Source organism: Streptacidiphilus sp. EB129, from assembly GCF_041262645.1.
Classification (GTDB): domain Bacteria; phylum Actinomycetota; class Actinomycetes; order Streptomycetales; family Streptomycetaceae; genus Streptacidiphilus.
In genome coordinates this window covers 26,745-38,409 of record NZ_JBGCCS010000026.1, presented here as the reverse complement: position 1 = coordinate 38,409, position 11,665 = coordinate 26,745, and the positions used below count along the sequence as shown (strand labels likewise).

9 protein-coding genes are annotated in these 11,665 nt (G+C 73.5%); 8 read left to right on the top strand and 1 reads right to left on the bottom strand.

Features of this window, described 5'->3' with window-relative positions; translation table 11 throughout:
* Nucleotide 1 precedes the first annotated feature (1 nt).
* Nucleotides 2-1,321, top strand: a complete 1,320-nt coding sequence (locus tag ABH925_RS26815) for an MFS transporter (protein WP_370151637.1) — start codon at nucleotides 2-4, stop codon at nucleotides 1,319-1,321.
* A gap of 69 nt (nucleotides 1,322-1,390) precedes the next feature.
* On the opposite strand, the gene ABH925_RS26810 is transcribed toward ABH925_RS26815, so the two are convergent.
* Nucleotides 1,391-2,830 (bottom strand): NDP-hexose 2,3-dehydratase family protein, encoded by a 1,440-nt coding sequence (locus tag ABH925_RS26810; RefSeq protein ID WP_370151636.1) that lies wholly within the window; start codon nucleotides 2,828-2,830, stop codon nucleotides 1,391-1,393.
* 202 nt (nucleotides 2,831-3,032) lie between these two features.
* Between ABH925_RS26810 and ABH925_RS26805 the strand changes: the two genes are divergently transcribed.
* The 7 genes from ABH925_RS26805 to ABH925_RS26775 are packed head-to-tail and all read left to right on the top strand — an operon-like array spanning nucleotide 3,033 to nucleotide 11,560.
* Nucleotides 3,033-6,194, top strand: a complete 3,162-nt coding sequence (locus ABH925_RS26805; protein ID WP_370151635.1) for an amino acid adenylation domain-containing protein — start codon at nucleotides 3,033-3,035, stop codon at nucleotides 6,192-6,194.
* Nucleotides 6,191-6,679, top strand: a complete 489-nt coding sequence (locus ABH925_RS26800; RefSeq protein WP_370151632.1) for a hypothetical protein — start codon at nucleotides 6,191-6,193, stop codon at nucleotides 6,677-6,679. Before ABH925_RS26805 ends, ABH925_RS26800 begins: the two co-directional genes overlap by 4 nt.
* Nucleotides 6,676-7,584, top strand: a complete 909-nt coding sequence (locus tag ABH925_RS26795; protein ID WP_370151631.1) for an ABC transporter ATP-binding protein — start codon at nucleotides 6,676-6,678, stop codon at nucleotides 7,582-7,584. Before ABH925_RS26800 ends, ABH925_RS26795 begins: the two co-directional genes overlap by 4 nt.
* Nucleotides 7,581-8,426 carry an ABC transporter permease gene (locus ABH925_RS26790; protein WP_370151629.1) on the top strand — a complete coding sequence of 282 codons (846 nt, stop codon included), beginning with the start codon at nucleotides 7,581-7,583 and terminating at the stop codon, nucleotides 8,424-8,426. Before ABH925_RS26795 ends, ABH925_RS26790 begins: the two co-directional genes overlap by 4 nt.
* A gap of 2 nt (nucleotides 8,427-8,428) precedes the next feature.
* On the top strand, nucleotides 8,429-9,622 hold the full coding sequence (locus ABH925_RS26785; RefSeq protein WP_370151627.1) for a macrolide family glycosyltransferase: 1,194 nt from the start codon (nucleotides 8,429-8,431) through the stop codon (nucleotides 9,620-9,622).
* A 26-nt stretch (nucleotides 9,623-9,648) separates the two neighbouring features.
* Nucleotides 9,649-10,434 (top strand): FkbM family methyltransferase, encoded by a 786-nt coding sequence (locus ABH925_RS26780; protein ID WP_370151625.1) that lies wholly within the window; start codon nucleotides 9,649-9,651, stop codon nucleotides 10,432-10,434.
* 10 nt (nucleotides 10,435-10,444) lie between these two features.
* Entirely contained in the window at nucleotides 10,445-11,560 is a 1,116-nt protein-coding gene (locus tag ABH925_RS26775) for a Gfo/Idh/MocA family protein (RefSeq protein ID WP_370151622.1), read from the top strand.
* Nucleotides 11,561-11,665: the final 105 nt, after the last annotated feature.

Sequence of the window (11,665 nt, the reverse complement as noted above, 5' to 3'; positions counted from 1 at the left end):
CGTGCGCGTGTTCACACTGGTCTGGGCGGGACAGGCGGTCTCGCTGATCGGCACCGCGATGACGACCTTCGGCATCGGCGTCTGGGTGTTCGCCCACACGGGTTCGCCGACCGCCTTCGCCACGCTGATCATGACGGGCGCGCTGCCCGGCCTGCTGGCGCTGCCGTTCGCCGGGACCCTGGTGGACCGCTGGGACCGCCGCCGGGTGATGCTCCTCAGCGACCTGGGCACCGCGGTGACCCCGCTGGCCGCGCTGGCCCTGGACGCGGCCGGCGCACTGCGGCTGTGGGAGCTGTACGTCCTGGTCGCGCTCGGCTCGATGTTCAAGGCCTTCCAGTGGCCGGCCTTCTCCAGCCTGGTGCCGCAACTGGTCGGCCCGGACGACCCGGACGCGCTGGGCCGGGCCAACGGCCGGGTGGGTCTGGCCGAGGCGGCCGCGATGGTCCTCGGCGAACTGCTCGGCGGCGGCCTGTACGCGGTCACCGGTCTGAGCGGGCTGCTCGGTGCCGACCTGGTCAGCTTCCTGTTCGCGGTGGCGACCACGCTGCTCTCCTACCGGCTGCTTCCCGCGCTCCCGCCACCGCGCCGGCCGGACGCCGAACGCGGCACGCTGCGCTCCGAGACGGCGCAGGGCTGGCGGTTCATCAGGGAGCGCCCCGGCCTGTCCGGCCTGCTGACGTTCTTCGCTCTCAACAACCTGCTGATGGAGACGGCGCTGGTGCTGGTGCCGCCGCTGGTGCTCAGCGCGCACACTCCGGCGGCGCTCGGGCTGGTGAACGCCGTCGGCGCGGTGGGCATGGTGGCGGTGAGCGGCCTGGTCAGCCTGGTGCGGCTGCCCCGGAACCTGGTCCGGGCGGTGCTCACGGTGGCCGCCGGGCACGGGTGCCTGCTGGTCGTGATGGGTCTGGGCCACGGGTCGCCGGCCGTGCTCGCGGCCGGCCTGTTCGGCATCCTCGGCGGGTACGCGGTGACCAATGCCGTGACCGCGACGCTGTGGCAGCACAAGACCCCGACCGGCCTGCAGGGCCGGGTGTTCGCGGTCCGTCGGATGATCGCCTGGTCGGCCGAGCCGGTCGCCTACGGCCTGGCCGGCCCGCTGGCCCAGTACGTGGGCGGGCCGCTCGCGTCCTCGGCCCACCGGCTCACCGGCGCGGGTTCCGGCGCCGGCGGCGGCGCGGGGATCGCCATGGTCTTTCTGCTGTCCGGTCCGCTGCTGCTGGCGGTGGCCGCGCTCACCTGGCTACGGCCCCGGGTGCGCCGGATGGAGCGGGAACTCCCCGACGCCACCGCCGAGCGGGAACTCGTCACCAGCCCGGCCTGACGCCCTGACCACGGCCCCGGCCGGGCGTCTGCCGGCCGGGGCCACGCGTGTCACCGTGTCAGCGGAGCGTCACCAGAGCGTGTGCAGGCAGGCCAGCAGGCTGCGGGCCTCCACGTTCACCCCGACGCCGAAGCCGACCAGCGCGCTCAGCTGGTGCACCGTCAGCCAGCGGAACCCGTCCGGCTCCTGCTCCGGGAAGTCGTCCTCGACCTCGATCACCTGGTAGCGGATGTGCGCGTTGAGGAAGCGGCCGCCCTCCTCGGACTGCCAGGCGACATACCGCACCCGGTTCTGCGGCACGGCGATCACCTCGTCCAGGAACCGGGGCCGGTGCTCGGCCGGCAGGCCGAGGTAGGTCTCCGGGGTGCACTGCAGGGTCGGCGCCACCTCGACGATGTCCAGCGCGCCGGCCGACGGGCGGGCCTGGATCAGGATGTGCAGCACCCCGTCGATCTTCTTGACCAGGAACGCCACCAGGCCCTCATGGGCCGGCGCCAGCAGCGGCTGGGTCCACGACCCGACCTCCCGGTTCTCGGCGCGGACGGCCACGCCGACGATGCTGAAGAAGCCGCCGTCCTGGTGCGCGATCCGCTCCTCGTCGCGGTGCCAGCAGTCCACCTCGTCCAGCCGGATCCGCTGCTGGGTGAGTTCGTAGCGGGCCTTGTTCTCGGTCAGCCAGCTCATCGCCTCGGTGACGGAGTGCACCGTGGGCGACTCGGCGTCCAGCGAGCGGACCAGCGCGGCGCGGAAGCCGGTGTCCTGCTCGGCGGGGGCCTCCGGCGGGGCGAACGGCATGATGGAGAGCACGGTGCGCGCGTCCATGTTCACCACGTTGTCGAGACGCAGCAGTTCCTGGATCTGATACAGGGTCAGCCAGGCGAAGTCCGGCAGCAGTTCGATGTCCTCGGTGGTCTCCACCACGATGTTGCGGTTGCGCTTGTGCAGGAACCAGCCGCTCTGCTCGGACTGCAGCGAGTCGACCAGCACCGTGCCCTGCCGGGGCGCCCTGAAGTGCTCCAGGTAGGGGATCGCCTTGCCCTTGTGCACGCCGGTGTAGTTGGAGCGGGTGGCCTGGACGGTGGGGGAGAGCTGCACCAGGTTGCTGTTGCCCGGCTCCATCTTGGCCTGCATCAGGCAGTGCAGCACCCCGTCGAACTCCTTGACCAGGATGCCGAGGATGCCGATCTCGCGCTGCACGATGATGGGCTGGTTCCAGTCCTGCACCCGGGCCGGCTCCAGGTGGACCTGCAGGCCCTCGATGGTGAAGAACCGTCCGCTCTGGTGCACCAGGTTGCCGGTGTCCTTGTGGAAGTGCCAGCCGACCAGCTGGTCGAAGGGCACCTGCTCCACCGAGAAGGCCCGCTGCGCGCGTTGCTGCGCCAGCCAGTCGAGGCACTGCTCGGTGCTGATCAACCTCCCCTTGGTGGTCGCCGAGGCGGTGAACCTGGGGGCGGTGAGGGCGCCGTCGGGGGCGTTCGACCGCCCGGCGCGAGATCCTGCCTGGTACACGTCGCCTCCAGGGCGAGAGGAGAAGCCGGATGCTCGCAGACTAGGGTCGGCGATCGGCGCCACCGTGGCCTAGCAGAGCGGGTCTGGGCGTCACCACAGTGTTGTGGCCCCGGTTTCTAGGGCTTCCACCAGCCGGGCGCGGCGACCATGGGACCTGCGGCGCACGGCCGCGCCAGTCGAGGGCGGGTGGAGGACCGTGGACATGCCAGACCCTCAGTACCGGCGGACCGCTCAGTCCTGGCCGGCCGCCGGGTACCGCAAGGACGTCTCGCAGAGCGACTGGTGGTGGCTCGCCCATCCGCCGGAACTGTCCCCGGTGGTCCAGGTGGTGGTGGAGGGCGTCGGCGAGATCGACCCGGACCGGCTGGCCGGGGCCCTCGCCGAGGTCACCCGCGCCTGCCCGGATCTCGCGCTGCGCCGTCGCCGCCGCCGATGGTACGCCACCGGGATCCCGCCGAGGGTGCGCACCGTCCCCGGCGCCGCCGACGGCCGGGGCGTCGCCGCCCTGCCCGCGCTGCACGACCCGCTGCCCGGGCCGGACGGCGCGATGTGCGAGGTGCTGTGGCGCCCCGGCACTCCCGCGAGCCCCGGCACCCCTGCGAGCCCGGGCGCCCCCGGCACCCCCGCCGTGCTGGTCTTCCGGGCCTCGCACGCGGTGATGGACTGGCCGGGGATGACCATCTGGGTCCAGGAGACCTTCCGCGCGCTGCGAGGCGAGCCGGTCGCCGCCGCCGCGTCCACCGTCACCGAGGCGGACGTGTTCGCCCGCTTCGCGCCGACCGCCGTGGCCGCGCCCAAGCCGCCGATCGACCGCCGCGCCCCGCTGGACCTGCCGGCCGGGACGACCGCCCGGCGCACCCTGTGGGCGCGGCGCAGCGTCGACGGCTACCATCCCGGCCTGGTCGCCAAGGCCGCGACCGCGCTGACCCGCGCCTACGGCGACGGGCCCGGCCGCTTCTCGGTGGCCTTCGACCTGCGCCGGCACGTCCCCGGCGAGCGCAGCACCGGCAACCTCTCCCAGGTGGAGCTGTTCGACGTGGCCGCCGGCCGGCCCTGGGAGAGCCTGCACGAGGAGATCCTCACCGCCATGGCCGAGGGCCGCGAGGTCAGCCAGCGGATGGAGTCCGGCCTGCTGAAACTGCCGCTGCCGGTACTGCGGACCATGGTGCGGCTGATGGAGCGCGGCCCCGCCGAGAAGAAGCGCTACCCCTCGCAGACCGTGCTCGCACACATGGGCCGGCTGCCCGACGGCGCCCTGGACGCACCGGGGTTCGACGGCTGGACGGCGTACCCGGTGCCGCTGCTCACGGCGATGAGCCCGCCCGACGTCAACCTGGTCGAGGTCGGCGGGCGCACCGAGATCACCCTCGCCTGGCGGGACGCCCCCGGCAACGCGGAGCGCGCCGAGGCGCTGCTGGACCGGGTCGCGGACCTGCTGGTGCCGCCCGCCGACCGTGACTGGCCGGGCAACGACACCGCCCGGCCGCTGCCCGCGGACACCGTGGTGGACCGCTTCCGGGCCCGCGCCGCGGCCGCCCCGGAGGCGGTCGCGCTGCGCTGGCCGGAGGGCACCATGACGCTGGGCGAGCTGGACCGCCGCTCCGAGACCGTCGCCGCGCACCTGGTCGGGCTGGGCGTGGGCCGGGAGTCGGTGGTCGCGCTGCTCGCCGACCGCTCCGCCCCGACCGTGGTCGCGCTGTGGGGCGTACTCAAGGCCGGTGCCGCCTACCTGCCGCTGGACCCGAGGCACCCGGACGGCCGACTGGCCGGGGTGGTCGCCGACGCGGGTGCGGCGGCCTGCCTGCTGCCCGCCTCCGCCGTGGACCGCCCGCTCGCGCCCGAGGGCTGTCCCGTCGTCCTGCTCGACGACCTGCCCTACGACCGGCCCCAGCCGCCGGTGCCGCGGACGCCGGCCCCGGACGACCTCGCCTACGTCATCTACACCTCGGGCTCGACCGGTCGGCCCAAGGGTGTGGAGATCGAGCACCGGGCGCTGGCCGCCTACGTGGACCGGGCCACCGAGCGGTTCGCGGTGACCGCCTCGACCGCGTTCGCGGTGCTCACCTCGCTGGCCTTCGACCTGTCCAACACCGCGCTGTTCGCCCCGGTGCTGGCGGGCGGCTCGCTGGTGCTGATGCCGGGCGAGCCCGATCATCTGACGTTGCGTCATCTGCTGGAGGAGTCCGGCGCGGAGACCCTCTCGCTGACCCCCTCGCACCTGGAACTCATCGGCCGGCTCGACCTGCGTCCGGCCGCCTTCCGCACCCTGGTCGTGGTCGGCGAGCAGCTGCGCCGCTCGGTGGCGCTGCGGGCGGCGGAGCTGTTCGGCCCGGACTGCCGGATCCTCAACATGTACGGTCCCACCGAGGTCACCGTCGGCTGCACCCTGCACACCTTCGACCCGGCCGGAGGCGGGGCGGCGGCGGTCGCGGTCGGCGTGCCGATGGACAACTGCACCGTGCACCTGCTCGACCCGCAGCGACGGCCGGTGCCGGCGGGCGAGGTCGGCGAGATGTACCTGGGCGGGGTCCAGGTCGCCCGCGGCTACCGGGGCCGGCCCGACCTCACCCGGGAGCGCTTCGTCCGGCTGGCCGACGGCAGTCGCGTCTACCGCAGCGGCGACCTGGCCCGGCTGCTGCCCGACGGCGAGCTGGAGTTCGTCGGACGGGCGGACGACCAGGTCAAGGTGATGGGGCACCGGATCGAACCCGCCGAGATCGCCCAGGCGCTGGAGACCCACCCGGCCGTGCACGGCGCCGCGGTGCTGGCCAGGACCAGGGGCGGGCACCCGTACCTCTGCGCCTACCTGGTGCTGCGGCCCGGCGCCGGGGCCGGTGCCTGGGAGTCCTTCCTGGCCGAGCGGCTGCCCCCGTACATGGTCCCCTCGGCGGTCACCGTCGTGGACGCGATCCCGTACAACGCCAACGGCAAGGTCGACCGGGACGCCCTGCCCGACCCGGACACCGGGCCGGGCGGCGGGCCGGCGGGCACCGCGTCCGCGCGCTCCGGTGCCGACGGCCACGGCCCGGCCGGCGGCGGTCCCGCGCCGGAGCGGGACGACCTGGAGCGCGCCGTGGCCAAGGTCTGGGCGGACACCCTGGACGTGGACCCCAGCCGGCTGGACTCCCAGGCCGACTTCCACCAACTGGGCGGCAACTCCCTGCTGTTGCTGTCGATGCTCGCCGAGGTGTGCCGCACCGTCGTCGGCGAGGAGCGGGAGCGGGCGTTCATGGCCGAACTCGGCCGGATCGTCCGTCAACCCACCCTGGAGCAGGTGACCGCGATCGCCCGGCAGGTCCACGCGGCGGGCGCGGAAACCGTGATGTCGCCGACCCCCGGGTCCGGCGAATGGAGGCACGTGTGACCAGTTTGACGCTCAGTCCCGCACGCTCGGGCGGGAGTTACGTCCTGGTGGAGGAGAGCGGGCGGATGTGCGGCCTGCTCTCGGTCGACAAGCGGATGCGCAAGGGGGAGATGTCCGGCGACTGGGGCAGCGTCCCGCTGCGCAGCGTCGGTATGCGCCGCGCCAGCGCCTACGCCGGCGACGAGCAGGCGCCGCTGGTGCGGCTGGCCCCGCCGGTCGCCACCCTCTCCGACGGGCCGCCCGCCCGCTGGGAGATCCGGCGCGACCGGCACGAGTACACCGGGACGCTCAGCGCCGACGGCGCCGAGATCCGGATCACGGTGCCGGCGCACGGGGCGGTCTCGGCGACGGCCCAGGTCACCGGCCAGTGGCCGCAACGGGACCGGCTGCTGCTCACCGCGATCTTCGCGATGCTGGCCCGGCGGCGCGGCGACGTCATGGCCACCGCCGTGGGCGTCGCCATCGCCACCGGCGGTTCGCGATGACCGAGACGGTGCGCGAGCCGGCCCTGACGCCTGCCGCCGAACCGCAGGCCCCGGTCATCGAGGTGCGCGGACTGCGCAAGCTCTACGGCGAGGCGGTCGCCCTGCACGCGGTCGACCTGGAGGTGCGGCGCGGCGAGGTGTTCGCGCTGCTGGGCCCCAACGGGGCTGGGAAGACCACCATGGTGGAGATCCTGGAGGGCTTCCGCGGCCACGACGGCGGCACCGTCCGGGTGCTGGGCACCGACCCCTGGAAGGCCCCGGAGCAGTGGCGGGCCCGGGTCGGCGTGGTGCTGCAGAGCACCAGCGAGTTCGAGGACATGACCGTCGCCGAGGTGGTGCGCGAGTTCGGCCGCTACTACCCCGACGCCCGGGACCCGGACGAGCTGATCGAGCTGGTCGGCCTGACCGCGCACCGCGGCAAGCGCACCAGCAAGCTCTCCGGCGGCCAGCAGCGCCGGATGGACGTGGCACTGGGCATCATCGGCCGGCCCGAACTGCTGTTCCTGGACGAGCCCACCACCGGCTTCGACCCCAAGAGCCGCCGGGACTTCTGGCACCTGATCAGACAGCTGGTCGCCGGCGGCACCACCATCATGCTGACCACGCACTACCTGGAGGAGGCCGAGTTCCTGGCCGACCGGGTCGCGGTGATCGTCGACGGCCGGATCCTGGAGACCGGCATACCGGAGACCCTCGGCGGCCGGGACCACGAGACGGCCACCGTCTCCTGGATCGGCCCGGACGGACCGCAGAGCCTGCGGACCACCTCGCCCACCAGGGTCATCGCCGACCTGCACGACCGGTTCGCGGGCGAGGCCCCGGGCCTGACGGTCAGTCGGCCGTCCCTGGAGGACGTCTACCTGGAGATGATCGGCGCCGCGAGCGCCGGTACGGAGGCATCATGACCACCTCGTCCGTCGCGCTCGCCGCCCCGTCCCCGGCCGGCCGGCTGCAACGCCTGCTGGTGCTCGGCTGGCACCGGGGCCGGATGGAGGTGCTGCTGTTCTTCCGGGGCACCGAGACCGTGGTGTTCTCGCTGCTGTTCCCGGTGTTCGCGCTGGTCATCTTCAGCTCCATGTTCAAGGGCCAGCTCGCCCCCGGGGTCACCTACAGCGACTACCTGGTGCCCGGCGTGATCGCCACCGGGCTGATGGTCACCGGCTTCCAGACGCTGGCGATCTCCATCGCCATCGAACGCGACCGGGGCACCCTGAAGCGGATCGCTGCCACCCCGATGCCGCGCTCCGCGTACTTCATCGGCAAGATCGTCATGGTGCTGGTCACCAGCGTGGTGGAGACCGCGGTGCTGCTGGCGGTGTCGGTCGTCGCCTACGGCACCCACCTGCCCCGGGGCTCGGCGGGCTGGTTCACCTTCGCCTGGGTCAGCCTGCTCGGCACCACCGCCTGCACCCTGTGCGGCATCGCGCTGTCCTCGCTGCCGCGCACCGGACGGTCCGCGCCGGCCGTGGTGGCGCCGTTCGCCTTCGTGCTCCAGTTCATCTCCGGCGCGGCCCTGGTCTACACCGACCTGCCGCCGTGGCTGCAGTGGGTGGCCTCGGCCTTCCCGCTGAAGTGGATGTGCCAGGGCCTGCGCTCGGTGTTCCTGCCCAACAGCTACGCCGTCCACGAGGCCTCCCACAGCTGGCAGTTGGGCTGGGTCGCGGTGGCCCTGTCGGTCTGGGTGGTGCTCGGCCTGGTGCTCTGCCCGCTCACCTTCCGCTGGACGAAGACCAGGAACGGCGGCTGACGGTGGCTCATGTCGCTATCCTCACCCCGCCGTCCTCCGGTCACGTCAATCCGACCCTCGGCGTGGCCGCCGAACTGCTGCGCCGTGGCCACCGGGTGAGCTACGCCACCACCGACGACTACGCCGAGCGGGTCGGCGAGGTCAGCACCGCCGTGGTGCGCTACCGGGAGCAGCACGCCGGGGACTTCCGCTCGTTCCGGTTCACCGGGCGCAGCCTGGTGGACGCCATGTCGGCCAGCCTCGCCGAGACCGCCGCACTCTACCCCGAGCTGCTCCGGGCCTTCGCCGACGACCGGCCCGACCTGGTCGTGTACGACAACGGGGCGTGGTGGGGACGGCTGCTGGCCGAGCACTGGCAGGTCCCGGCGGTGCAGGTGTGCCCGATGCTGGTCTCCAACGAGCACTGGTCGATGGCCGACCGGTACACCCGGCTCAGCCCGTTCAGCCCCCGGCTGTGGGTGTTCTTCGCCCGGATGAGCCGGCTGCTGCGCGAACTGGGCTCCACCGTCAGCCCCAAGGACCTGCTGACCGGCAACGGGGCGGAGCGCCGGCTGGTCTTCATCCCGCGCGCGTTCCAGTACCGGGGGGAGACCTTCGACGACAGCTTCCGCTTCGTCGGGCCCTGCCTGCACCCGCGCCGCTTCCTCGGCAGCTGGCAGCTGCCGGCCGACCACCGGGGCCCGCTGGTGCTGGTGACCCTGGGCACCATCTACAACCAGCACCCGGACTTCTTCCGCACCTGCATCGCGGCCTGCACCGGGCTCGGCGGCCGGGTGGTGGTCGCCGTCGGCGACGGCGTCGACCCGGACGACCTCGGCCCGCCGCCCGCCGACGTCGAGGTGCACCGCTTCGTCCCCCAGCTGCAGGTACTCCCGCACGCCGACCTGTTCATCACCCACGCCGGCATGGGCAGCACCATGGAGGCGCTCTACCACGGCGTGCCGATGCTCGCCGTCCCGCAGATGGCCGAGGAGCAGGCCAACGCCGACCGGATCGCCGAACTCGGCATCGGCCGCACCCTGGCCCCCGAGGGCCTGACCGCCGCGGTGCTGCGCAGCGCCGTCCAGCAACTCCTCGCCGACGAGGCGGTCCGCCGCCGGGCCGCCGCCCTGCGCGACGAGACCCGCTCCGCGGGCGGAGCCGCCGCGGCCGCCGACGCCATCGAGGCACGACTCCGCGACCACGTCGCAGTCTGACCGAACTATCCCTGGGAGTAGCCCGCATGAGCGTGACCGAACACCTGCCGATGCACCGGGCCGAGCTCGCCGACCGCCGGCAGATCGCCTGCACCAACCCGCAGGACGCGCAGATCTGGCCCGGCCTGTGGGAGGACTCGCCGTACGACGACGGGGTGGCCGCGCTCTCCGCCGGCGACCTGATGCTGGACGTCGGCGCGCACATCGGCCTGACCTCGCTGTACTTCAGCGACCTGGTCCCCGGCCTGCGGATCATCGCCTTCGAGCCGGCCCCGGACACCTTCGCCTGCCTCGCCGACAACGCGGCCCGGCTGATGCCGAACGCCACCTCCCTCAACCTGGCCCTGGGCGCCGTGCCCGGCACCGCCGAGCTGACCTTCTACCCCAACCACACCATGATGGCCACCCTGGTCGTCGACGACGCCGACGACGAGCGCAACATGACCGCCGTGCTCGACAACTTCGGTGTGGAGCAGGGCGACCGGGGCGCCTTCTGGCAGGACTTCCGCGACGGCCTGCGCCGCTACCCGGTCCGGGTCGCCACCCTCGGCGACGTCCTGGACGAACACGGCATCGACGAGGTCGGACTGCTGAAGATCGACGTCGAGCGCGGCGAACTCGCGGTGCTGCACGGCCTTCGGCCCGAACAGTGGGGCAGGGTGCGGCAGATCGTCGCCGAGGTGCACGCCATCGACGGCAACCTGGAGACCGTGGTCGACCTGCTGCACGCCCGCGGGTACGACACCAAGGTGTTCCAGGAGCCGGTGTTCCGCGGCGGCAGCGTGCACATGGTGTACGCGGCCCGGCGCTGAGGAGGGCCCGATGACCGCGACCACTCCGGCGTCCGCGACGTCTGCGACGACCCCGGCGTCCGCGACGTCTGCGACGACCCCGGCGTCCGCGACGTCTGCGACGACCACGGCGTCCGCGCCGAAGGCGCCGCTGCGGATCGGCGTGCTCGGCTGCTCCGCCATCGCCTGGCGCCGCGCCATCCCCGCCGTGATCGGCTGCCGCCGCACCGAGCTCACCGCCGTCGCCAGCCGTGACCCGGACAAGGCCCGCCGCTTCGCCGGCCAGTTCGACTGCGCGGCCGCCGCCGGCTACCGGGAGCTGCTGGCCCGCGACGACGTCGACGCCGTCTACCTGCCGCTCCCCGCCTCCCTGCACGTCCCGTGGGGTCTGGAGGTGCTACGGGCCGGCAAGCACCTGCTGGTGGAGAAGCCCGCCGCGGAGACCGCCGCCGGGGCCCGCGAGCTGGCCCGCGCGGCGGCCGAGGGCGGACTGGTGCTGCGGGAGAACTTCACCTTCCTGCACCACTCCCAGCACCGCGCCGTCCAGGACCTGCTGGCCGCCGCGCGGATCGGCGAACTGCGGTCGCTGAGCGCCGCGTTCTGCTTCCCGCCGCTGCCCGCCGACGACATCAGGTACCGCGCCGACCTCGGCGGCGGAGCCCTGTTCGACGCCGGTGTCTACCCGCTGCGCGCCGCCCAGCTGCTGCTCGGCGACGGCCTCACCGTCACCGGCGCCACCCTGCGGATCGACACCGACCGCGGCGTCGACATCGCCGGCCAAGCCCTGCTCCGGTCTGCCGACGGGGTCCTGGTGGACATCGCCTTCGGCTTCGAGCACGCCTACGGCTCCTGGTACTCGCTGTGGGGCAGCACCGGGCGGCTGCACCTGGACCGGGCCTTCACCCCGCCGGAGACCTGGGCGCCGCGGCTGCGCATCGACGAACAGAACCGCGGCGAGGAACTGACGCTCCCCCCGGACCACCAGTTCCACAACAGCGTCGACTCCTTCGCGGAGGCGGTCCTGGCCGGGCGAGGCGCCGCCGACCCGGGGGAGGCCGCGCGCTGCGAGCAGACCGCGCAGACCCTGGAGCTGGTCCAGGAGATCCAGCGGCTCGCCGTCCGGGTCGACGTCACCAGCGGGAAATAGGCGCTGGCCGCAGGCCCTAAGGGTTCTCCTAGGAAACCCCTGCAGCCCCGCCGGAGGCCCGTTCCGGGCCCGCATACTCGGTCACACCAGGCGGGGCGAGGTGCG

Bases quoted from the DNA above. Each gene is read 5' to 3' on its own strand.
- ABH925_RS26805 (WP_370151635.1), top strand. From the start codon at position 3,033: ATGCCAGACCCTCAGTACCGGCGGACCGCTCAGTCCTGGCCGGCCGCC.
- ABH925_RS26795 (WP_370151631.1), top strand. From the start codon at position 6,676: ATGACCGAGACGGTGCGCGAGCCGGCCCTGACGCCTGCCGCCGAACCG.
- ABH925_RS26790 (WP_370151629.1), top strand. From the start codon at position 7,581: ATGACCACCTCGTCCGTCGCGCTCGCCGCCCCGTCCCCGGCCGGCCGG.
- ABH925_RS26780 (WP_370151625.1), top strand. From the start codon at position 9,649: ATGAGCGTGACCGAACACCTGCCGATGCACCGGGCCGAGCTCGCCGAC.
- ABH925_RS26775 (WP_370151622.1), top strand. From the start codon at position 10,445: ATGACCGCGACCACTCCGGCGTCCGCGACGTCTGCGACGACCCCGGCG.